Below are 23,318 nucleotides of genomic sequence, written 5' to 3'. Positions count from 1 at the left end.
TATAAAATGGGCGTTAAATTTAGTAAAACCGAATATAGAAAAATGGCAAAATCAAGCCTAAATAAGATAGTTAAATTTAGAGCAAAATCTTTTAGCTACAAGATACACAAAACACTTTTATATATATTTGATAAGTTTAAATCGAAAAATATACTTCTGTTTTTACCGCTTCTTTATGAGCCAAATTTAGTTATTTTGAGACGAAGATTGATAAAATCGCACAATATATTTTTGCCTTTTATGGTAGATAAAAGTTTAAAAATGGTAAAATTGAGATTGCCTTTCAATGAGTCCAAATTTGGAGTAAAAGAGGCAAATGATTCAAACGCCTTTTTTGGGCGTATAGACGTGGCTGTTATTCCTGTGATTGGGGTTGACGGAAATATGGCTAGAATCGGACATGGATTTGGTTATTACGATAGATTTTTTGATACTCTCGCATATAAACCGGTAGTTATTTTTGTCCAGATCGAAGATTTTTATACAAAAGAAAAAATTTGTGACTCACACGATATAAAGTGTGATTTTTATATAACCCCTAGAAAAAATTATATAAAAAAGGGAAATTATGATAGAGATTTTTATAGGGCTCACTGCCGCGGTAGCAGGCGCTGGAGCAGGGTATTTTGCAGCCAAAAAGATAAATGATGCAAACTATAATGTCTTTTTGGAGCAAGCAAAAGCAAAAGCAAAAGCTATAGAATTTGAAGCAGAAAGCATACTAAAAGATGCAAAAGTAAAGGTAAGCGAAGCTGAGTTTGAAGCAAAAAAAAGGTATGAAGAAAAAGGAAGCAAACTTCAAAAAGAATTCAATCAAAAATTTGATGAAATTGCAAAAAAAGAACAAGTTCTTTTAAGCGAACACGAAATTTTAAAAAATAGCAAAGAAGAGCTAGAAAAGTCAAGAAATGAAGCAAAGACTCTTTATGAAGAAGGTCTAAATTTAAAAGCGACTTATCAAGATAAACTTAGCGAAGCGCTTAGGGTTTTAGAGCATTCTGCTGGACTTACAGAAGAAGAAGCGCGTGAAGTTGTACTAAAGAAAGTGGAAGAAAAAAGTCGCGCGGATATAGCTCATATTGTTAGAAAATACGAAGAAGAGGCTAAAAGAGAGGCAAAAAAAAGAGTAAATTATATCCTTGCGCAAGCTACTAGTAGATACGCAGGAGAGTTTGCGGCTGAACGTCTTATAAATGTCGTAAATATCAAAAACGACGAGTTAAAAGGACGCATCATAGGCAAAGAAGGGCGCAATATAAAGACTCTTGAGATGGTGCTAGGAGTTGATGTCATCATAGACGATACGCCTCACGCTATAGTTTTATCTAGTTTTAATCTGTATCGCCGTGCTATCGCTACTAGGGTTATAGAGCTTTTGGTAGAAGACGGAAGAATCCAACCGGCTCGTATCGAAGAGCTACATAAAAAAGTTTGCGATGAGTTTGAAGAGAGTATTTTAGAAGAGGGTGAAAATATCTTGATAGATCTTGGTATTAGTAAGGTGCATCCTGAGATCGTTAAACTTATAGGTAAGCTTAAATTTAGAGCAAGTTACGGGCAAAACGCTTTGGCTCATAGTCTTGAAGTTGCTCATCTAGCAGGCATCATCGCTGCTGAGACAGGCGGAGACGAAAAACTAGCTAAACGTGCTGGAATATTACATGATATAGGTAAAGCATTAACTCATGAGTATGAGGGAAGCCATGTTGATTTGGGTGCTGAAATTTGTAAGCGTTACAAAGAACATCCAGTAGTTATAAATGCTATTTATGCTCACCATGGACATGAAGAAGCTTTAAGCGTAGAATGTGCTGCAGTTTGTGCTGCAGATGCACTTTCTGCGGCACGCCCTGGTGCTAGAAGAGAAGTGCTTGAGAGCTTCTTAAAAAGAGTTGAAGAGATAGAAAATATCGCAACTAGCAAAGAAGGGATCAAAGGAGCTTATGCTATAAATGCGGGACGTGAAATAAGAGTTATAGCAAATGCTAAGCTTGTAAATGACGATGAAGCCGTGCTACTTGCAAAAGAAATAGCTGATGAGATACAAGAAAAAGTGCAGTTTCCAGGTGAGATAAAAGTAAATGTTATAAGAGAACTTAGAGCGATTGAATTTGCTAAATAAGGAGTGAATTTGAAAAAAATATTTTTAATTTTAGCTTTGTTTTGCAGTTTTGTTTTTTGTGATGATGAGTTGCTTTTAGATAGCGCAAATGCTTATAAAGTCGTGTTAAAAGCGAATTCTGGCATACCTGCTTCTAGCCTTGTAGAAAAATCAAGCGCCGTAGTGATTTTACCTAAATTTGTAAAAGCCGGATTTATAATCGGTGGTAGCATCGGAAAAGGCGTTATGATGGTTAAAAATGCAGATTCTTGGATGCCTATAGGTGTTAAAATGGGTGGTGGTAGTCTAGGGTTTCAGATAGGTTATGAAGATAGCTATTTGGTTATTTTTGTACTTAAAAATAGTATAGTTCAAGACATCAAAGATGCTAAATTTACGATAAGCGCCGATGCTTCTGCTAGCTTTAATAACGTTGGTGCAAATGCTGGCAAATTAAGCGATTTTACATTTTCTGATGATATTTATGCTTATTCAAATAATAGTGGTTATTTTGCAGGAGCAAAGCTTGGCGGATCTGTTATAAGCGTCGATAAAAAGATGAAATTTGATACTAATTCATATGGATTTAATGCTTTGATAGAAGCTTTAAACGTTTCTTTTTAGGATCATTTATGCAAGATATGCTAAACTCTTTATCAACTTATGGTTATATTATTTTGTTTTTTTATTCGCTTGGTGGAGGTATGGTTGCCATCATAGCAGCTGGGCTTTTGAGCTACATTGGAAAGCTTGATTTGTGGGTTTGTATATCTATAGCCGCCATTGCAAATTTCATAGGCGATATGATTCTTTTTTATCTTGGTAGATACAATAAAAGTTCTATTTTGCCGTATTTTAAGTCGCATAAGAGAAAGCTTGCTTTGGCTCAAATTCTATTTAAAAGATACGGGGATAAGATTATATTTATTAAAAAATATATATATGGTTTAAAAACATTAGTGCCTATAGCTATCGGCATCACGAAATACAGTATGAATAAATTTATCGTTATAAATGCCATTTGTTCTGTGGTTTGGGCTGTTAGTCTTGGCATTCTTAGTTATAAAGCCGGTGACTTTTTACAAAAAATTATGAACTATTTTGGAGACAATACATTTATAATTCCAGTTATGATGGTTGCTTTGTTGGTTTTGATATGGTTTTATTTTAGCTTGGCGACAAAAAAAGTTAGATAAAGTTATGATGAAAAAAACAGTCATTTTTATCGTTTTACTAATTATATGTGCCTTAGCTACGCAGTTTAGCGTTTGGTGGTTTTTCCAAAAAAATAGTAAGTCTGTACTTTTAAATTTACAAAGCGATGAATATATAAATGTACTTGATAAAAACTTTTCTTCGGATTTTTTTAAATTTGATTCTTTTATAGATATTGAGCTTAAAAACAATAATCTAAAAGAGATTTTCAATGCTAATGAATTTATAAAAATAAGGCTAAATTTAAGTGGTAAGCAAGACGTTTTTTCTGCTTTTAGTACTGGTTATATCACTGTTTTAAATTCGCCATATATAGATTTTGTAAGATCTATTTTCGGTGATGAAAAGTTTATAAATTTAAATACATATTTTAAATTTAATGGCGACTCTGTGGCGGATACGTATATTTTGCCTGCTAAATTCAAATATAATGATCTTAGCATAGATATTTCTTCTGCAAAATTATCCGCAATCATTTCAAAAGATATGATAAAAGACGTAAATGCGACTTTGGATTATGCCAAATTTAGCATAGATGATATGCAAGCAAATATCACAAATTTATCGTACGCTATAAAGCCAAAAATTCCTATAAATATTATGAATATAGATAAAACTGCACTTACAGATGCAAATACGACGACTAAAATATCAAAAATAGATATAGTTTCAAATTTTGTAAATTTATATTTTGACGATATCAGCTCTTTTTGGCAGGTCTCATCGCAAGATGATACTGCTTGGTTTGTAAATGATCTAAATATCAAAAATATTGATATTTTAGGCGTAAAGTTTAAAAATTTCAATTTTTTATCAAATGCACAAAATATCGATAAAATTTCATATCAAAATATTATTTACGGTTTAAAAAAATCAAGCTATTATGATATTAATAATGAAATATTGCATATAATGAGAAAAAATCCGAGATTTAATATTGAAAAATTTAGTTTTGAAAATACAAATGGAGATAAATTTACGCTAGATTGTTCTTTTTGGATAGATTCTAGCTCAAATATCGCTAATTTTGATGAGATAGAAGAGCGTATAAAATTCGCCGGAAATTTGGAACTGACAAATAGTATTTCTAGTTTTCTTCCATTTCTTGCTATGTATGAAGACAAGATTGTAGAGGCAGGTATTCTCATCAAAACACCTAATTCTTACAAGGCAAAATTTAAAATAAGCGATGATAGTAAAGATATAATATTTAATGATGTAAATATTCTCTCAAATTTTCTTTAACTATTTCCGATCTCAGTTTTTTCTTAGCTATATCATACACAACACACCAACTATAATCTTCTAATCCCCCCCCCAATAAAAAACCTAAAAAACTTCTCATCAATTGTTCAGTATATTTAATCTGTATTTAAGCTTCACTCTTGTATAATTCCAGCTCACGAAATGAGAAACACCTTTTAACTCTTCTAGTTAGAAATCATTTTTTTATTTTCGATGTTTTTTAAAATTATAAATGTTAAACTATTTTTTAAAGTCAATCTTTGAAATCTAAACAAGTGATCGATTGAGCCAGAACTACTTTTAAAGTTAGTTCTATTAGTATAAAATAATTATATTATCTTTATACTTTTTAATATATAAAAACATTAAAAAGTTTTTTAGATTAAAAACTTCATAATACGAATAATTATTTATTCAACTTTTATGGAGAGTTTGATCCTGGCTCAGAGTGAACGCTGGCGGCGTGCCTAATACATGCAAGTCGAACGGAGTATTAAGAGAGCTTGCTCTTTTAATACTTAGTGGCGCACGGGTGAGTAATGTATAGTTAATCTGCCCTACACTGGAGGACAACAGTTAGAAATGACTGCTAATACTCCATACTCCTTCTTAACATAAGTTAAGTTGGGAAAGTTTTTTCGGTGTAGGATGAGACTATATTGTATCAGCTAGTTGGTAAGGTAATGGCTTACCAAGGCTATGACGCATAACTGGTCTGAGAGGATGATCAGTCACACTGGAACTGAGACACGGTCCAGACTCCTACGGGAGGCAGCAGTAGGGAATATTGCTCAATGGGGGAAACCCTGAAGCAGCAACGCCGCGTGGAGGATGACACTTTTCGGAGCGTAAACTCCTTTTGTTGGGGAAGAACCATGACGGTACCCAACGAATAAGCACCGGCTAACTCCGTGCCAGCAGCCGCGGTAATACGGAGGGTGCAAGCGTTACTCGGAATCACTGGGCGTAAAGGACGCGTAGGCGGATTATCAAGTCTTTTGTGAAATCTAACAGCTCAACTGTTAAACTGCTTGAGAAACTGATAATCTAGAGTGAGGGAGAGGCAGATGGAATTGGTGGTGTAGGGGTAAAATCCGTAGAGATCACCAGGAATACCCATTGCGAAGGCGATCTGCTGGAACTCAACTGACGCTAATGCGTGAAAGCGTGGGGAGCAAACAGGATTAGATACCCTGGTAGTCCACGCCCTAAACGATGTATACTAGTTGTTGCTGTGCTAGTCACGGCAGTAATGCACCTAACGGATTAAGTATACCGCCTGGGGAGTACGGTCGCAAGATTAAAACTCAAAGGAATAGACGGGGACCCGCACAAGCGGTGGAGCATGTGGTTTAATTCGAAGATACGCGAAGAACCTTACCTGGGCTTGATATCCTAATAACATCTTAGAGATAAGATAGTGCTTGTTTACAAGAAATTAGTGACAGGTGCTGCACGGCTGTCGTCAGCTCGTGTCGTGAGATGTTGGGTTAAGTCCCGCAACGAGCGCAACCCACGTATTTAGTTGCTAACAGTTCGGCTGAGCACTCTAAATAGACTGCCTTCGTAAGGAGGAGGAAGGTGTGGACGACGTCAAGTCATCATGGCCCTTATGCCCAGGGCGACACACGTGCTACAATGGCATATACAATGAGACGCAATATCGCGAGATGGAGCAAATCTATAAAATATGTCCCAGTTCGGATTGTTCTCTGCAACTCGAGAGCATGAAGCCGGAATCGCTAGTAATCGTAGATCAGCCATGCTACGGTGAATACGTTCCCGGGTCTTGTACTCACCGCCCGTCACACCATGGGAGTTGATTTCACTCGAAGTCGGAATGCTAAATTAGCTACCGCCCACAGTGGAATCAGCGACTGGGGTGAAGTCGTAACAAGGTAACCGTAGGAGAACCTGCGGTTGGATCACCTCCTTTCTAGAGTACAATACTAGTACGTCTCACAACTACTAGTAAAAGAAAGATACGATAGCTCAATCACGCTTGTTTAGGTTTGAGAGATTGACAAGGGGGGAATTAGCTCAGCTGGGAGAGCGCCTGCTTTGCACGCAGGAGGTCAGCGGTTCGATCCCGCTATTCTCCACCATAGTTTAAATTTATATTATATTCTAAACTCTAATTAGAGAGCTTGATTTAATATCTAAACTTTCTAATTAGACTTTAGTCTAAAAGTTATTTAAAATATCATTGTTAAAGTCACAATCAAGTTTTAATAAAATAAAACAATTTTACAGGACTTGTTAAAGCTTTAAATAGAGACTACTTTAGCAAATAGTTAATTAAACAATCTGTTATCCCAATAACTAAACATATTAACTATTAAGTTTAACATCATAATCTATTAAGTTCTAAAACTTACTTAATGATGGTTAATGCTTTCCGTCTTATAAGTCAATATTTAAACATTGTAAATTTAATACCTATATTTTTATAAAAGATTTTCTTTTAGAAAGATTAGTTATTTATTTTTATCTTTAACAAGGAAGTGATGCAAATTAGAATAATAATCTAAACAAAAATATAAAATTCGTAACGATAATTTTTAATTAGTTTGATAGCAATCATAGGGTAACCCTACTTGTAGGGACTTTAGTTTGTTCAAACTTTTTTAAAGTTTGTCGTAAATCTGAGCTTTGCTCAGATGCGAACTAAAAAAGGTAAGCTACTAAGAGCAAATGGTGGATGCCTTGGCTAGTAGAGGCGATGAAAGACGTGCCAGGCTGCGATAAGTCTCGGGGAGCCGTCAAGGGGCTTTGATCCGGGAATTTCTGAATGGGGCAACCCAGTATATAGTGATATATACTACCGCAATGCGGAGCTAACGTTGGGAATTGAAACATCTTAGTACCAACAGGAAAAGAAATCAAAAGAGATTACGCTAGTAGCGGCGAGCGAACGCGTAAGAGGGCAAACCGTTAGTTTACTAACGGGGTTGTAGGACTGCAACATAGACTTGAACTAACTAATAGAATAACCTGGAAAGGTTGACCATAGAGGGTGATAGTCCCGTATATGAAAGTGCGTTCATACTTAGCAGTATCCTGAGTAGGGCGGGACACGTGAAATCCTGTCTGAAGCTGGGGAGACCACTCTCCAACCCTAAATACTACTACTAGACCGATAGTGCACAAGTACCGTGAGGGAAAGGTGAAAAGAACTGAGGTGATCAGAGTGAAATAGAACCTGAAACCATTTGCTTACAATCATTCAGAGCACGATTCTTTATGACGTGTGATGGACTGCCTTTTGCATAATGAGCCTGCGAGTTGTGGTGTCTGGCGAGGTTAAGGAAACCCGGAGCCGTAGCGAAAGCGAGTCTTAATAGGGCGTATAGTCAGATGCTGCAGACCCGAAACGATGTGATCTATCCATGAGCAGGTTGAAACTGGTGTAAGAGCCAGTGGAGGACCGAACAGACGGCCGTTGAAAAGGCTCCTGATGACTTGTGGATAGGGGTGAAAGGCCAATCAAACATCGTGATAGCTGGTTCTCTCCGAAATATATTTAGGTATAGCGTTGTGTAGTAACTTTGTGAGGTAGAGCACTGAATGGGCTAGGGCATACACCAATGTACCAAACCCTATCAAACTCCGAATGCGCAAAGTGTAATCACAGCAGTCAGGCGGCGAGTGATAAAATCCGTCGTCAAGAGGGGAACAACCCAGACTAACAGCTAAGGTCCCTAAATCTCATTTAAGTGGAAAACGATGTGGAGTTACTTAAACAACCAGGAGGTTGGCTTAGAAGCAGCCATCCTTTAAAGAAAGCGTAATAGCTCACTGGTCTAGTGATTCTGCGCGGAAAATATAACGGGGCTAAAATGAGTACCGAAGCTTTAGACTTAGTTTTTAACTAAGTGGTAGGAGAGCGTTCTATTCAGCGTTGAAGGTATACCGGTAAGGAGTGCTGGAGCGGATAGAAGTGAGCATGCAGGCATGAGTAGCGATAATCTAGGTGAGAATCCTAGACGCCGAAAACCCAAGGTTTCCTACGCGATGCTCGTCATCGTAGGGTTAGTCGGGTCCTAAGCAAAGTCCGAAAGGGGTATGCGATGGAAAATTGGTTAATATTCCAATACCAATTATTATGTGCGATGGAAGGACGCTTAAAGTTAGTGGAGCTAGCGGATGGAAGTGCTAGTCTAAGGGTGTAGGTTGAGTTATAGGCAAATCCGTAACTCTTTATCCGAGACCTAAAAGGCTCATGACGCTCTTCGGAGTAGATTGAGAATCCATGATACTATCGAGCCAAGAAAAGTTTCTAAGTTTAGTAATAATTGCCCGTACCGTAAACCGACACAGGTGGGTGGGATGAGTATTCTAAGGCGCGTGGAAGAACTCTCTTTAAGGAACTCTGCAAAATAGCACCGTATCTTCGGTATAAGGTGTGCCTAACTTTGTATTAAGATTTACTCCCAAAGCAAAGAAGGTTACAACAAAGAGTCCCTCCCGACTGTTTACCATAAACACAGCACTCTGCTAACTCGTAAGAGGATGTATAGGGTGTGACGCCTGCCCGGTGCTCGAAGGTTAATTGATGATGTTAGCTATGCGAAGCATTTGATCGAAGCCCGAGTAAACGGCGGCCGTAACTATAACGGTCCTAAGGTAGCGAAATTCCTTGTCGGTTAAATACCGACCTGCATGAATGGCGTAACGAGATGGGAGCTGTCTCAAAGAGGGATCCAGTGAAATTGTAGTGGAGGTGAAAATTCCTCCTACCCGCGGCAAGACGGAAAGACCCCGTGGACCTTTACTACAGCTTGACACTGCTACTTGGATAAAGATGCGCAGGATAGGTGGGAGGCTTTGATCCATAGACCCTGGTTTATGGTGAGCCATTGTTGAGATACCACTCTTCTTTATTCGGGTAGCTAACTAGCCTAAGTTATCCTTAGGTAGGACAATGTCTGGTGGGTAGTTTGACTGGGGCGGTCGCCTCCCAAAATGTAACGGAGGCTTACAAAGGTTGGCTCAGAACGGTTGGAAATCGTTCGTAGAGTATAAAGGCATAAGCCAGCTTAACTGCGAGACATACACGTCAAGCAGAGACGAAAGTCGGTCTTAGTGATCCGGTGGTTCTGTGTGGAAGGGCCATCGCTCAAAGGATAAAAGGTACCCCGGGGATAACAGGCTGATCTCCCCCAAGAGCTCACATCGACGGGGAGGTTTGGCACCTCGATGTCGGCTCATCGCATCCTGGGGCTGGAGCAGGTCCCAAGGGTATGGCTGTTCGCCATTTAAAGCGGTACGCGAGCTGGGTTCAGAACGTCGTGAGACAGTTCGGTCCCTATCTGCCGTGGGCGTAAGAAGATTGAGGAGAGTTGACCCTAGTACGAGAGGACCGGGTCGAACTGGCCACTGGTGTACCAGTTGTTCTGCCAAGAGCATCGCTGGGTAGCTAAGCCGGGATGTGATAAGAGCTGAAAGCATCTAAGCTCGAAGCCAACTCCAAGATGAATCTTCTTTTAAGAGCTCTAGTAGACTACTAGTTTGATAGGCTGGGTGTGTAATGGATGAAAGTCCTTTAGCTGACCAGTACTAATAGCTCGTTTGCTTATCTTTATATAAGCATCACTTCCTTGTTAAGGATATAAATACCTTACAAAGAACATGTTTTACTGCAATTAAAACCAAAAAGACTTTAACGATAAATAACACAACAGTGTTAAATAAGAGAATAGTTAAACTATTTTTATTCTTTTATTTAACACTGCCCGTGGCTATACAGATGAGGAAACGCCTTGCTCCATCTCGAACCAAGAAGCTAAGCTCATCATGGCCGATGATACTCTCCCTTACTGGGATGTGGAAAAGTAGGTCGCTGCGGGCTTTGTGTTTATGTTTTAACTCTTATTTCATTTAAATCAATTCCCACATAGCTAATTAATATTAATTAAACTTATTATTAAAAGTTTTATTTACATATCTAAGCTACTAAATTTATATCACTTTTTTTAAAGTATCTTTACTTATTTTATCTTTTATAATATTGTGTGCAATAAATAACTATTATAGTCTTAGTAAAACAAATACTGTAGATAATTGAATAAACATAGCTTAGATAAACTGTTCTATAGATATCTGCTATAAAACAAACTAACTCCATAAATAATACGTAAAATATGCAAATTTATATACTTTTTTAGCTTATTATAAATCAAACAGCTAGATTATAATTTAGCTGTAAATGCAATGGTATTAATCATTAGATTGATTTATACCTATTAATACTGCTTTCAAGCGTTAAAGTAGATAAATATTATGTATACTTGTTTATGACTTTAAACTAAAAAACTCTCGTATCTATCATTTATAAATTTATGCTTATAAATGATTATTCTTAGCTTAGATCAAGGCTCTATATCGCAATATGAAAATAGATAAAAATACACCTGATAAATGTAAAACATTTACCCCACATCTAATAAAACCTATAAAGTAAGTACTAAGTATAAAAGCATCTTTAAATACTGTGTATAAATATCTTATGGTATTTATACATTACTATGTATCTAAATTTATAAATATATAAAACTCGTTACTATTAAATATTTCTAATAAAATAGTACCAATTTATAATTAATGTAATTCTTTTAAAAGTAGTTTCTTTGACTACTTTACTATAAAGATATCTTTATAATATTTAAGATTAAGTTAGTAAAACTTTTAATATTTTTATAAAGAGTTTTTAAATATTTGCGAATTCTTTTAAATTATTATAAATATTGCAAACCTTTTTAAATTATTATGGGTATTCTTTAAAACATAACAATTCTTCCAAATTATTATAAAGATTTAAAAATATTTATGGTTATTATAAATTATACTATTATAATTATTTTTAGGTTATTATGAGTATCTCAAAATCATAAATTTTTTATTCAAATAAATTTATTTTATAGTATGGTTTGAATTTAGGGGGGGGCAAAGGTATTAAATCATTGAACTGTGTTACCATTATACTCTCTTATATAATTTTTATCATGTTTGAATTATATTTAAGTTTTATTTTTAGATTGATATCATATAATCCACTATATTACATTAAAAAGGGGTTAAGATGAGATTATTTGGTTTAATAGCTTTACTTGCTAGTTTAACTTACGCTGCAGTAAATTTAAATACTGCTACTAAAGAAGAGCTTATGGAGCTTCCAGGAATAGGAGAAGCTAAAGCTAATGCTATCATAGAGTATAGATCTAAAAACAAGTTTAACAGCATAGAAGATATCAAAAACATAAAAGGTATAGGGGATAAAAGATATGAAGCTATAAAAGCTGATCTTACTACTTCGGGTAATACTGACCTATCAAATTTAAAAACAAAAGCAAATAATAAAACAAAAGATATAAAAAAGAACTCAGATAAAATAAAAGAGCTTAAGAACAATAAGAACAAAGAGATAAATAAAGAAAACAGTAAAAATAAAAAAGAGATCAAAGATAAAAAAGTTAAAATTAAGAAAGATATAAATGATAAAGTAGATAGCTTAAAGGAGTAGGGAAAGATGCTTGTTATAACTTCTCGTATACCATCTAAGAATTTTTATATAAAAAGAGGGTTGGGTAGGTTGATCCAAGGCTATATATATAATCAACTTCCACCTGCTGAACATACTGGATTTAAACATAGTAGCGGGAAAATATTTAAAAGAGTAAATTTTAGCTTTGATTTGACTGATAATTTTATAAAGATTTATTTTAGCGCATTTGAACATAGTCTAGAAGAGCGGATGGCTTGTGCTATTTTAAAAGATGGGCTTAAATTTGGCGATATACATTTAGTTGATACCAACTTAGAGTTTATATATAATTTGACAGATAAAGAACAAGTCATTCTAAAAGGATTTGTAGCATGCGCAGTATCCGGGCTTTTAGGATATAAGGTGTATCTTGAACCACAAGACTCTAGGCATCTTGAGATGATGAAAATCAATGCTTTACAAAGATATGAAACTTTGATGCAAAAACCATACGATGGTGAGTTTGCGTTGGAACTTAAATGGCAAAATTTAAATAGACCCAAAGAGTTTTATTATAAAGGTGATACGCCGCTAAAGGCATGGTATGCGAAATGGAATATAAAGGCTAAACCTGAACTTACGAATTTATTACTTAGTGCTGGTGTGGGAAGTGGATGTATGAATTATGGATGTGGATTTTTAGAAGTAGAGCAAGAGTAATGTATATATTTTAAAATAAATTTTAAATCCTATAAAGGAGACCCTTGCTCGTATATATTTTATCCAAAAAAATATAACAAATATTCTTTTAAATTTAAGTATTAAAATTATTTTATATTTTTTATAATAATAATAACTTGACAAATATTTTTTTATTTGTTATACTACGAAAATCAAAAAAGGAGTTAAATTTGGGCGATATAACTAAGGTTTTTTCCGAAATAGGCTCTATATATGTAAATGATGAAGCAAAAATAAAAAATAAAGCTTTCGAGTATAAATCTATTACAACTTATCTTTTCGATATAGATAGTAGAGATATTGAGGTAAATTTAAATTTATCCAAAGATGACTTAATAATATGTAGATTTGGAGTAGGGGCAAATTCGGGAAATTTGTTTCCAAATAATATATTTAAACCAAACGATATTAAAAAAGATAGTAAAAAGTTTATAAAATCCATCTTGACTGCGATAAAAAATTTATTATCTAAATTTAATAATGAAGAGATTAAAAAAGATGAGAGATTGCTTATACTTCAAAATATAGATGAAAATTATTTTAGTGATAAAATAGATGAGATATCAAATTTAGAAGAAAATAAATCAAAAGATAAATCAGCCACTTGTTTTTCACTCGCTTACCAAAATAGACCAATATCTGCTTATTATAAGCAAGTTTTTCTAGATCATATTTCTAGTGGTGGGGAAGTAAAAGAAAATGGATATGACATACTCACAAATAAATTTGGTATAGGGGCTGATGCGAATTTAGCATTTTGTTCGTCAAACGAACTTCCAGATAAGATGAAATGGATAAAATCTAGGCTTTTACCTTTAAACTCAGATAGTGCAAAACTTATTAAAATGGGTTATGAAGTTATGGATAAAAATTTGTCGTACAACTTTTATGGTCTAAAAATGGCTCTAATCCCAACAACATTATCTAAAGATGATGATTTTTTAAAAGATGCTTTAGAAATTTTAAAAAAAGTACAAATTGAATCCTCGAGCGAGATAAAAAAAGAAAAAAATATTTCGGAAATTGCAAATGCAGAGGTCTATATACATAGAGGTCTTGAACTATCAGCATTCTCACAAAAAAATTTACCCATCTTAAATACTATTTTATTTTATGAAAAATCAAATTCTGCTGTAAATTTGTATCTAATAATAGATGATGTTTTACCATCTTTCATAACTCATGTTAGTAGGCAAATGGATAAAGTAAGAGTAAAAGCTTTTAAAAATAAAGACGATGATAATAAAGATAATTTTATTTATCTTCAAAGATTATTTGAAGATAGATTAGAAATTATGAGCATATTATTATCTAGAGTAAAGCTAGACAATGATGTGATTTTTGACAAATTTGCGCAGCTTATTTACTATGGATCTACAAACAAATCTTACGCATATCTTGTTAGCTGGGATAAATATTTCAATGGATATTATGTCGAAAGAAGCATAGATGCTATCAAACGTTATATGGAGCTATTTAACACTATAAAAACGACGAAAGAAGAAATAATCTTACAAAAGGAGATAAAGTTGGAAGAAAAAATGGATAAAAAACAAAAAATCGACTATCTTTTTGAAAGCACCGAATTTTTGAAAGAAAACAATACGTTAAAAAGTGCATACTTACTCGGAATGCTTTCAGCAAATTTAATAAATTGGCAACTCGCAATAAACAACAACGGTAGTAGCTCTTACGCAAAATGGCTAAATAATTGCGGACAAATAAATAAAGATAGCCTTGATAGAATTTGGAAAAAATCCGAAGAGACAGTGCGAAAATTATGCTCTATTAGCGGTCAGACAAATCCAATTTCTACAATCACATATATCAATGATAAATTAATGCCTTTTTTGGCAGATTCTTTGGCTGATAAAAGTATAGTAAAAAGCTCTTATATTGCTTTAGCATTTGCTATGGGTGGAAGCGATTTTAATAAATATATTAAAACTAAAAAAGAAGGAGAAGAAAATGCTTAAAAAAGAGATACTATTTTTATGGGATGGCGAGAATTTTAACCCAAATGGCGATATGCTAAATAGCAATGCTCCAAGGATAGATGAAGAGACGAATATCGCAGAGACAACGGATGTGCGTATAAAAAGAACTATCAGAGATGAACTTATGAAAGAAAGTGAAGATCAGGTTTTTGTTAAAGAATATAGAAGAGATGAAAATATTTTAGATTGTAAAAATGCTATTCGTCAAAATATAGATATTAAAAAAAGTAAAAATGAAGTAATAGATCAAATTCTAACCAAATTTATAGACATTAGAGCATTTGGCGGAGTTTTGCCTATCTCTGATAAAGATGAGATGAAAAAAGATAAAAATATAAAAGTTGCTGGAGTTTCATTTACTGGACCAGTTCAATTTCGTATGTCAAAGTCGCTACATAAAGTGCAAACAAAACATATAAAAGGCACTGGAGCATTTGCTAGTGGGGCCGATAAAGATGCTAAAACATTTAGAGAAGAGGACTTTTTACCGTATGCATTTTTTGCGACTTATGGAATTATGGATAATTATAATGCAGCCAAGACCAAATTTAGCGAAAATGATGCTACTAAGATTATCAAAGCTCTTTGGAATGGCACAAAAAATTTAACAACTCGTACGAAAATGGGACAAATGCCTAGATTTATGTTGATTATAAGTTATAAAGACAATACTTACGCAGGAGATTTAAATAATAGTATTGAGCTGACTTCGACAAAAGAAGAAGAGGCATTTAGAAATATCAAAGATTTTAACGTAAATTTTGATAAATTAAATACAAAATTAAAAAAATATTCAGATAACATAGAAAAGATAGAGTATATCACAGAGGCCGAATTTGAGATAATAAATCAAGCTCAGATCGATAAAAAATGGGTTAAATTTGAGCTATGAGCGGCGATATAATTGCATTTAAGCTAACTGGCGATTATGCACATTTTTCTCATCCAGCTACGATTTATTCGAGTCTTACTTATCCTGTGCCTCCAAAAACCACTATAATGGGTCTTCTTGGAGCTGTGATAGGGCTTGACGAATACTGGGAACTTGAAAATTTGCTTTATAGCGTAAAAATAAATTCTCAGATAAGAAAAAAGATATTTGTTTTTAATGGTATAAAATTTGCGCTTTCTACGAATTTTAACCTTGAAGAAGGGTATCAAAACTCAAGCGAAAAAAAGCAGTTTTATAGAGAACTGCTTTGTACCCCGTCTTATACTATTTTTTTAAATTTAGAAAATGTAGAAGATAAATTTAAAAAGAAAATTATATCGAGTTTAAGAGAGCATAAAACTGCTTTTACGCCTTATTTGGGTATAAATTTTTGTATTGCTGATTTTGAATTTGTAGAGATAAAAAAATGTGAAAAAGTTACAAAAAGCTTAGTAGAAGTAGCGACTTTTGTCTTGCAAGAAGACTTTATATTTCAGCCAGATAATTATGACGTGAGATTGACATCATCAAGAATGGCTTGTAAGGTAGAAGAGGGTAGGATATTTAAAGATTTTAAAGATTTTGTGATTGAGATAAACGGCGGACAGAGTTTAAATGCAAAAAATAGTGGAAATATATATGAGATCGACGGCGATACAGTCTGTTTTGTCTGATGTGTTTTGGTCGCATCCAGACAAGCTATATATCGATCATATAAGGCGTATGCTCGATGTGAGCGATTCTGAGTTTGTTAAAAAAGTAAAAATATTTCATGATATAGCAAAGTTAAAAATCGCATTTCAAAAATATATACGAAATACTAATGCTTCTATCGCAGATAAAAATCATTCACTTCTTTCTGCTTATATATTTTTAGAAAATTATATCGGTGATGATCTAGATATTGTTTTTGGCTTTTTGGCGATTGTATCACATCATGGTGAAGTTCATAATTTATATGATGCTATCAGGGATAATTTTTGCTTAAACGTTAAAGAACTTGATTTTGCAAACGAAGTGATCCAAAATGCAAAAATGATAGATATATATGAAAATATTGCATTTTCTAAAAATGAGCTAGAAGATAAGACTAAAAAAATCGAATTATTTTTGATGCATAGAAAATTTAGGCAAAAGTTTGATTATCAAGATTTTATAAATTTCAAGAGTCTGTATTCGAATTTGATTTATAGTGATAAATACGAAGCGATCTTTAGTGACTCTAAAATAACGCCAAGAAATATAGATCTATCTCTACTAGAAAGTCATATAAAAAATTTAAAACCTCATCAAAAAAGAGACAAATTTAGAAAATTTGTTTTAAATAATTTCGATAAAGATCATAAGCTTTTTACGCTTACTGCGCCGACTGGGTATGGTAAAACGCTTACTGCGTTAAATTTCGCACTCAAATTTAAAAAAGATAGAGTTATTTTCACGCTTCCGTTTACGACTATTATTGATCAAGCATATGATATCATTAATGAAATTTATGGCTCAACAAATACTATTTTTAAAATTCATCATAAAACTACGATAAATGAAGATATCGACTCAGATAGATATTCTAAGATCAAATTTATCATGGATTCATTTAGCGGCGATATAAATGTAACGACTCTCTATCAGCTTATTTTTACTATTTTTGGCAACTCAAACAAAGATAATGTTAAGTTTAATCAGCTAAAAAACAGTGTCATCATCATTGATGAGGCTCAGGCTATACCTTATCAAATTCGTATGGATTTTTTAAGGCTTTGTGAGATTATTTCAGAACAGCTGAATACTGTTTTTATATTTATGTCTGCAACTATGCCTATCATAAATAGCAATAAATTTAGAGAAATATCAAATTTAGACTATTTTAGCAACCAAAAAAGATATGATATTTGCTGGTTGCAAATAGATAAAAATCAAGAAATTCTAGAACAAAAGATCTCTGAAGCAGCCAAAGAAAATCATACTTTAGTAGTTGTAAATACAGTAGAAAAAGCCCAAGAACTTTACTATAAATTTAAAGACGACTTCGAATGTTACTCTCTAACAAGTTATATGGTTGATGAGCATAAGCAAATGGTTATATCTAAAATTCAAAATAAATTATCTAAAAATAATACAAAGATTTTGCTTATCTCTACTCAGTCGATAGAAGCTGGAGTTGATGTGAGCTTTGAGATCGGTTTTAGAGAGATCGCACCGATCAGCTCTATCATACAAACGGCCGGACGCATCAATAGACATTTTGGAGGAAAAAAAGGAAAGCTTTACGTTTTTGATGATATCTGCAAATATTCTGACGTTATTTATGGCAATTTGCAAAAGATTAGCAACTCTATCATCTCAGATATCTTAAAACCAAACGACCTTTGCGAAAGTGAAATTCTTGGTTTTGCAAATTTGTATTTTAAAAAAATAAATACAAATTTAGAGTCATATTATGTCAAAGATGAGATAAAAAACCTAGAGTTTGCTTCTATAAACTCAAAAATTAGTGAAATCTTAGAAGTCGAAAAATGCAAAAGAATGCTTGTGATAGAACCTACAAGCGATTTCATCGATAGATTAGAGGCTGAGTATCGAGACTTACAAAATCAAAATTTAGATAAATTTAACAAACTAAATAAAATAGATAAAATCATCAAAAAACTTATGGCGTGCAGTATAAATATCTCAAATAACGATTTTGGTAAAATCCAAACAGGATTAAAAGATATTGAGTTTATCAAAGGAGTTAAAGCCTTGCCTTGTTTTGCTAGTGAGTATGATAAGAACGTAGGCTTTAAGAAATGTAATTTTATAAAAAACCCTTTTAGCTAGAAAATATGTTTGAAGAAGAGCAAATAAGCGGAACTTTGGTGAATTATTTTACTACTTGTAGACGTGAAGCTTGGCTTTATGCGCATCATATACACGCTAGACAAGATGATGAAAATATGCTGCTTGGAAAGGCTTTATCTCAGATCAAAGAGTCAAATTTACAAGATTTTCCATTTTCAAATCTTAAATTTGATAAATTATCAAAATCAAAAGGACATTACCAGATCACTGAGTATAAAAAAACGCTTAAAAATCCAGATGCTGCCGTAAATCAACTCCTATTTTATATGTATATTTTAAAAACAAACTTAAAGCTAAAGCTTATTAGCGGAAAAGTGATTTGTGGTAAAACCGTGCTTAATGTAGATGGAAATGATGAGAATTTTACAAAAATGAGATGTATTCTAAAAGAACTTGTAAATTTGGTGAATGATCCAAAATGCCCTATCGCAAGTTTTAAGAAAATTTGTAAAAATTGTGCATATAACGACTACTGTTTTTGATATTTTTATATAAATCTAAAGCTAAAGGAAAAATATGTACGCGATACTTTTTTATGATATTCAAAATGCTAAAGAAAAAGAGAAAAATAACGCTAGAAAAGTTCAAAAATTAGTAGAAAAGTATCTTTCTAGAGTGCAGTATTCCGTATTTGAGGGTGAGATTAGAGCAAGCGATCTGAAATCTCTTACAAACAAGCTTCAAAAAGCGTGCGTAGAGGAGTTTGACTCTATCGTGATATATACTTTTGATACGCAAAAGTATTCACATCGTACGGTTATAGGTTTGGATAAAAATGAACCACTTTTTAGCTAAAGGTTAAAAATGAAAAATGATAGAACACATTTTATTCTTAGCAATGGCTTGCTTCGCCGCAAAGACGACAACTTATATTTTGACAAATTTGATGAATTTGAGCAAATTTGTGATACTAAAATCATTCCTATAAATGCGGTTGATGAGATTTATTTACTTGCTAAAGTTTTTATAGATAGCTATACGTTATCATTTTTAGCAGATCAAAACATAATGCTTCATTTTTTCAGTCCATTTGGTAGTTTTCGTGGAAATTTCTATCCAAATACCCCAAATTCGGTAAATAAAAGTGGATTCGTACTTTTAGAACAGCTTAGATCATTTGATGATCTGGTTAAACGAAACTATATAGCAAGACAGATCACAAAAGCTAGAATGCAAAATGCGGCTAGAAATTGTCATAAACGAGATATAGAATTTGACGAAAAACCTTTTATAACAGCACTTGAAAAAACTACCGAAATATCTGGAATTATGGCTTGTGAAGGCGCTTTTGCAAAAGCATATTTTGAGCGTTGGAATGAGATCATAAAGGATAACAAAAGTTTCAAATTTACGGTGCGCTCAAAACGTCCGCCTTTGGATAAAATAAATAGTTTTATAAGCTATGTAAATACTAGAATTTACAATGTTTGCTTGAGTGAAATTTACAAAACAGAGCTCGATCCTAGGATTGGATTTTTGCATGAGCCAAATTATAGGGCGGTGAGCTTACATCTTGATCTAGCAGAGATTTTTAAGCCTATTATTGGTGACAATTTAATATTTACAATGCTTAATAAAAAAGAGATCACGGTTAAAGATTTTGCGAGTGATGCTGGTAGGATCCGTTTTACTAATGATGCTATAAAAAAGATCGAAATGCAGATGATAAGCAAGCTTTGTGAGACCTTTAAGATCGGTGAACAAACTCTTACGATGAGACAAATCATCAGAAAAGAGGCAAATAAAATCAAAAAATGTATTTGTGAGAATTCTCCTTACGAGGGATTTGTGTTTTAGTTTGAGAAATTTTAAATTTAAAAATATTGTCAAAAGTAGCTGAATTTATCTCTTATTTTTAAGATATTTTTTTATCATAGTTTTAGTATCAAGTTTTATAATGCACCAAAAATTAAACAAAAAAGGACTAAAATGACAAATTTAGAACTATCAAAGTTGGATTTAGAGCATATTTGGCATCCTTGCACTCAGATGAGCGATCACGAGAACTTTCCTATCATTCCTATAAAATCTGGCAAGGGAGCCGTGCTTAGTGATTTTGATGGCAATGAGTACATCGACTGCGTCTCTAGTTGGTGGGTAAATATCTTTGGGCATTCAAATGAATATATAAGTGCAAAACTTAGTGAGCAAGCTATGAATTTAGAGCACGTGATCATGGCTGGTTTTAGTCATGAGGGGATTATAAAGCTTTCAAATAGACTGATAAATTTGCTTCCTAGGCCACTAAATAAATGCTTTTATGGCGATAATGGAAGTAGTGCTATAGAGATAGCTTTAAAGATGAGTTATCATAAAAATTTGCTTCTTGGCAAAAACAAACCGCTGTTTTTAAATTTAAAAAACTCGTATCATGGCGAAACTATAGCAGCTCTTAGTGTTGGAGATGTGGAACTTTACAAAAAAATCTATAAAAATATATTGATAAAAACCGTTCAAACTAAAGTGCCGATGAACTTTAAAGGTATGGAAGTAAGCGACGAAGAGGCTTTGAATGATCTAAAAAATGTTTTAGAAAATCATCACGAGCAGCTATCTGCATTTATACTTGAGCCTTTGGTTCAGTGTGCTGGAGATATGAATATGTATAGCGCGGATTTCGTTAAAAAGGCATGTGTACTTGCTAAAAGCTATGATGTAGATATCATTTTTGATGAAGTCGCAGTCGGCTTTGGTAGAACTGGAAGCTTGTTTGCGCTAGAGCTTTGCGACGTAGTTCCTGATTTTTTATGTCTTAGTAAAGGGATAACTGGTGGCTATCTTCCACTTAGCGTTGTGGTGACTAGTGACCGAATTTATAATGAATTTTATGGAACTTATGAAAGCAACAAAGCGTTTTTACACTCTCACAGTTACACCGGAAATGCGCTTGCTTGCGCTTGTGCGAACGCTACTCTTGATATTTTTGAAAAAGAAAATGTTATAGAAAAAAACAAAGGATTATCTAAATTTATAAAATCTGAGTTTAGTAAGCTTTTGAAGTATGACTTCATAGACAACTTCAGACAAACAGGAATGATACTGGCTTTTGATCTTGTCAACTTTAAGCAAAAAAGAATGGGACACTTGATATACAAACAAGCTTTGCAAAAAGGACTTTTGCTAAGACCTCTTGCAAACACTATTTATTTTATGCCGCCTTATGTGATAACAAAAGAGCAAGTTTGTTATGTTGTTAGCGTGTTAGATGAGTTGCTAAGCAAACTTAGATAGTTTTATCTTTCCACTTGCAAAGACTTTGTAAAAAGCATTCATCGCATCTTGGACGCACGGCTTTGCAAGTATATCTACCAAATAAAACCATAGCTTGATGAAGCGTGTTAAGCTCTGTTTTAAACGCTTTGCTTAGATCGATCTCTGTTGCTTGCGGAGTTTTTGCGCTACTTAAATTTAGCCTATGAGATACTCTAAATACGTGAGTATCTACAGCCATCAAATTTGCTTCTTGATGTTCTATAAGCACGACGTGGGCGGTCTTTTGTCCGACTCCTGCAAGACTAGTTAGGTCTTTTTCGTTTAGCGGAATTTCGCCGCCGAAATTTTCCACTACGGATTTTGCCATTTTTATTAAATTCGAAGCTTTATTGTTAAAAAAGCTGCATGAGTTTATAAACATCTTAAGCGAGCTAAGATTTGCACCGGCTAAAGCTTTTATATCTGGATAAGCCTCAAAAAGTGCCGGTGTTATCAAATTTACTCTTTTATCCGTGCATTGAGCTGAGAGCATAACGCAAACTATTAGCTCGTATAGATTTTTAAATTTAAGCTCACTTTTTGCACCGCTGAAATTTTCTAAAAATAGATTCTTGATCTTTTGTATATCTTGTTTTGTTCGCATTGGCTAATTTTACCTAAAAAACGTAAATTTTAAAAAATATTAACTAGTATTTGGATATAATTAATTCGTTTATTAAATTTATTTTAAAGGGTTATGTATGAAAAAAGGTATGATTTTAGCTTTAAGTTTAGCTGCAGCCGTTAGTTTAAATGCTGCTGTTTTAGCTACAGTAAATGGAGAAGAGATAACTGACGCTGATCTAGCTCCAGCTTTGGGCGCTGCTCATAGTTCAGATCTTGATAAAATTCCTGCTGAGATGAAAAAAAATCTTGTTACTAGAGTTATCGAGAGAAAACTTATGCTAAAACAAGCAAAAAGCGAAGGTATAGAAAAAGATCCTGAGTTTAAAAAACTTTTAGATGAGCTTGCTGATAACGTTGCTATAAATTTATGGATGAAAAAACAATTCGACGGTCTTAAAGTAGATAGCGCTAAAGTTAAAGATTTTTATGATAAAAACAAAGATAAATTTGTAATGCCAGCTCAAAGCAGAGCAAAACATATTTTGGTTCAAACAGAAAAAGAAGCTAAAGACATTATAAAAAGCCTAAATGGTCTTAAAGGTGATGCGCTTCAAAGTAAATTCTCAGAACTTGCTAAAAGTAAATCTATAGATAAAGGTTCTGCTGCAAACGGTGGCGAGCTTGGTTGGTTTAAAGCTTCTCAAATGGTTCCTGAGTTTGCAGACGCTACATTTAAACTAAAAAAAGGTGAGATGACAAAAACTCCTGTACAAAGTCAATTTGGTTATCACATCATACTCAAAGAAGATGCTAAAGATCAAACAACTCTTAGCTTTGATGAAGTAAAAACAAACATAGAAAACCAACTAAAAAGCGAAGAGTTTAAAACTGCTATGCAAAAGAAAGTAGATGCTCTTAAAAAAGACGCTAAGATAGAGTATAAATAAG

The 23,318-nt window shown here is 33.6% G+C and carries 17 protein-coding genes, 1 tRNA gene and 3 rRNA genes; 20 read left to right on the top strand and 1 reads right to left on the bottom strand.

Annotated features, from left to right (window positions below; all coding sequences use genetic code 11):
* The first annotated feature begins 6 nt into the window (after window positions 1-6).
* The 19 genes from CHHT_RS05990 to CHHT_RS05900 all read left to right on the top strand — a co-directional run bounded on the left by CHHT_RS05990 (window position 7) and on the right by CHHT_RS05900 (window position 21,782).
* Window positions 7-648 carry a 5-formyltetrahydrofolate cyclo-ligase gene (locus CHHT_RS05990; RefSeq protein ID WP_034963885.1) on the top strand — a complete coding sequence of 214 codons (642 nt, stop codon included), beginning with the start codon at window positions 7-9 and terminating at the stop codon, window positions 646-648.
* A complete protein-coding gene (rny, locus tag CHHT_RS05985; RefSeq protein WP_034963887.1) occupies window positions 569-2,122 on the top strand; it encodes a ribonuclease Y in 1,554 nt (517 codons plus the stop codon). The genes CHHT_RS05990 and rny overlap by 80 nt, the downstream gene beginning before the upstream one ends.
* A gap of 9 nt (window positions 2,123-2,131) precedes the next feature.
* A complete protein-coding gene (locus CHHT_RS05980) occupies window positions 2,132-2,725 on the top strand; it encodes a lipid-binding SYLF domain-containing protein (RefSeq protein ID WP_034963889.1) in 594 nt (197 codons plus the stop codon).
* A gap of 8 nt (window positions 2,726-2,733) precedes the next feature.
* Window positions 2,734-3,297 (top strand): DedA family protein, encoded by a 564-nt coding sequence (locus CHHT_RS05975; protein WP_034963891.1) that lies wholly within the window; start codon window positions 2,734-2,736, stop codon window positions 3,295-3,297.
* A 4-nt stretch (window positions 3,298-3,301) separates the two neighbouring features.
* The gene (locus CHHT_RS05970; protein ID WP_115600619.1) at window positions 3,302-4,561 is read left to right on the top strand and encodes a YdgA family protein; all 1,260 of its coding nucleotides are present in this window, start codon (window positions 3,302-3,304) and stop codon (window positions 4,559-4,561) included.
* Window positions 4,562-4,981: 420 nt separating this feature from the next.
* A 16S ribosomal RNA gene (locus tag CHHT_RS05965) occupies window positions 4,982-6,497 on the top strand.
* Window positions 6,498-6,590: 93 nt separating this feature from the next.
* A tRNA-Ala gene (locus tag CHHT_RS05960) sits at window positions 6,591-6,666 on the top strand.
* A 569-nt stretch (window positions 6,667-7,235) separates the two neighbouring features.
* A 23S ribosomal RNA gene (locus CHHT_RS05955) occupies window positions 7,236-10,144 on the top strand.
* Between the two features lie 150 nt (window positions 10,145-10,294).
* A 5S ribosomal RNA gene (rrf, locus tag CHHT_RS05950) occupies window positions 10,295-10,412 on the top strand.
* Together the 16S, 23S and 5S rRNA genes with 1 tRNA gene alongside form the textbook arrangement of a ribosomal RNA operon.
* A 1,230-nt stretch (window positions 10,413-11,642) precedes the next feature.
* Entirely contained in the window at window positions 11,643-12,083 is a 441-nt protein-coding gene (locus tag CHHT_RS09430; RefSeq protein ID WP_051663812.1) for a ComEA family DNA-binding protein, read from the top strand.
* Window positions 12,084-12,089: 6 nt separating this feature from the next.
* Window positions 12,090-12,764: a CRISPR-associated endoribonuclease Cas6 gene (locus CHHT_RS05940; protein WP_059434300.1), complete on the top strand. Its 675-nt coding sequence runs from the start codon at window positions 12,090-12,092 to the stop codon at window positions 12,762-12,764.
* Window positions 12,765-12,955: 191 nt separating this feature from the next.
* Window positions 12,956-14,761, top strand: coding sequence for a TM1802 family CRISPR-associated protein (locus CHHT_RS05935; protein ID WP_034960781.1), 1,806 nt, complete (start codon window positions 12,956-12,958; stop codon window positions 14,759-14,761).
* A complete protein-coding gene (cas7b, locus tag CHHT_RS05930; RefSeq protein ID WP_034960784.1) occupies window positions 14,754-15,674 on the top strand; it encodes a type I-B CRISPR-associated protein Cas7/Csh2 in 921 nt (306 codons plus the stop codon). Before CHHT_RS05935 ends, cas7b begins: the two co-directional genes overlap by 8 nt.
* Window positions 15,671-16,387, top strand: a complete 717-nt coding sequence (cas5, locus tag CHHT_RS05925) for a CRISPR-associated protein Cas5 (RefSeq protein WP_034960787.1) — start codon at window positions 15,671-15,673, stop codon at window positions 16,385-16,387. Before cas7b ends, cas5 begins: the two co-directional genes overlap by 4 nt.
* A complete protein-coding gene (cas3, locus tag CHHT_RS05920; RefSeq protein ID WP_255199052.1) occupies window positions 16,329-18,530 on the top strand; it encodes a CRISPR-associated helicase Cas3' in 2,202 nt (733 codons plus the stop codon). The genes cas5 and cas3 overlap by 59 nt, the downstream gene beginning before the upstream one ends.
* Before the next feature lie 5 nt (window positions 18,531-18,535).
* Entirely contained in the window at window positions 18,536-19,033 is a 498-nt protein-coding gene (locus tag CHHT_RS05915) for a Dna2/Cas4 domain-containing protein (protein WP_034960789.1), read from the top strand.
* Between the two features lie 34 nt (window positions 19,034-19,067).
* Complete coding sequence (gene cas2, locus CHHT_RS05910; protein WP_034960791.1) at window positions 19,068-19,346, top strand: CRISPR-associated endonuclease Cas2; 279 nt, start codon at window positions 19,068-19,070, stop codon at window positions 19,344-19,346.
* A 9-nt stretch (window positions 19,347-19,355) separates the two neighbouring features.
* Window positions 19,356-20,348, top strand: coding sequence for a CRISPR-associated endonuclease Cas1 (cas1, locus tag CHHT_RS05905; protein WP_034960794.1), 993 nt, complete (start codon window positions 19,356-19,358; stop codon window positions 20,346-20,348).
* Between the two features lie 132 nt (window positions 20,349-20,480).
* Window positions 20,481-21,782, top strand: a complete 1,302-nt coding sequence (locus CHHT_RS05900; RefSeq protein ID WP_034960796.1) for an adenosylmethionine--8-amino-7-oxononanoate transaminase — start codon at window positions 20,481-20,483, stop codon at window positions 21,780-21,782.
* Here the strand turns inward: CHHT_RS05900 and nth are convergent.
* Window positions 21,775-22,407 (bottom strand): endonuclease III, encoded by a 633-nt coding sequence (nth, locus tag CHHT_RS05895; RefSeq protein ID WP_034960797.1) that lies wholly within the window; start codon window positions 22,405-22,407, stop codon window positions 21,775-21,777. The genes CHHT_RS05900 and nth overlap by 8 nt on opposite strands.
* Before the next feature lie 97 nt (window positions 22,408-22,504).
* Between nth and CHHT_RS05890 the strand changes: the two genes are divergently transcribed.
* Entirely contained in the window at window positions 22,505-23,317 is an 813-nt protein-coding gene (locus tag CHHT_RS05890; protein WP_034960799.1) for a peptidylprolyl isomerase, read from the top strand.
* The last annotated feature ends 1 nt before the right edge of the window (window position 23,318 follow it).

Origin of the sequence: Campylobacter hyointestinalis subsp. hyointestinalis (assembly GCF_013372145.1) — a bacterium.
Taxonomy (GTDB): Bacteria; Campylobacterota; Campylobacteria; order Campylobacterales; family Campylobacteraceae; genus Campylobacter; species Campylobacter hyointestinalis.
This window is presented reverse-complemented; position numbering and strand designations above follow the sequence as displayed.

Bases quoted from the DNA above. Each gene is read 5' to 3' on its own strand.
- CHHT_RS05990 (WP_034963885.1), top strand. From the start codon at position 7: ATGGGCGTTAAATTTAGTAAAACCGAATATAGAAAAATGGCAAAATCA.
- rny (WP_034963887.1), top strand. From the start codon at position 569: ATGATAGAGATTTTTATAGGGCTCACTGCCGCGGTAGCAGGCGCTGGA.
- CHHT_RS05975 (WP_034963891.1), top strand. From the start codon at position 2,734: ATGCAAGATATGCTAAACTCTTTATCAACTTATGGTTATATTATTTTG.
- CHHT_RS05970 (WP_115600619.1), top strand. From the start codon at position 3,302: ATGATGAAAAAAACAGTCATTTTTATCGTTTTACTAATTATATGTGCC.
- CHHT_RS09430 (WP_051663812.1), top strand. From the start codon at position 11,643: ATGAGATTATTTGGTTTAATAGCTTTACTTGCTAGTTTAACTTACGCT.
- CHHT_RS05940 (WP_059434300.1), top strand. From the start codon at position 12,090: ATGCTTGTTATAACTTCTCGTATACCATCTAAGAATTTTTATATAAAA.
- cas7b (WP_034960784.1), top strand. From the start codon at position 14,754: ATGCTTAAAAAAGAGATACTATTTTTATGGGATGGCGAGAATTTTAAC.
- cas5 (WP_034960787.1), top strand. From the start codon at position 15,671: ATGAGCGGCGATATAATTGCATTTAAGCTAACTGGCGATTATGCACAT.
- cas3 (WP_255199052.1), top strand. From the start codon at position 16,329: ATGCAAAAAATAGTGGAAATATATATGAGATCGACGGCGATACAGTCT.
- CHHT_RS05915 (WP_034960789.1), top strand. From the start codon at position 18,536: ATGTTTGAAGAAGAGCAAATAAGCGGAACTTTGGTGAATTATTTTACT.
- cas2 (WP_034960791.1), top strand. From the start codon at position 19,068: ATGTACGCGATACTTTTTTATGATATTCAAAATGCTAAAGAAAAAGAG.
- cas1 (WP_034960794.1), top strand. From the start codon at position 19,356: ATGAAAAATGATAGAACACATTTTATTCTTAGCAATGGCTTGCTTCGC.
- CHHT_RS05900 (WP_034960796.1), top strand. From the start codon at position 20,481: ATGACAAATTTAGAACTATCAAAGTTGGATTTAGAGCATATTTGGCAT.
- nth (WP_034960797.1), bottom strand. From the start codon at position 22,407: ATGCGAACAAAACAAGATATACAAAAGATCAAGAATCTATTTTTAGAA.
- CHHT_RS05890 (WP_034960799.1), top strand. From the start codon at position 22,505: ATGAAAAAAGGTATGATTTTAGCTTTAAGTTTAGCTGCAGCCGTTAGT.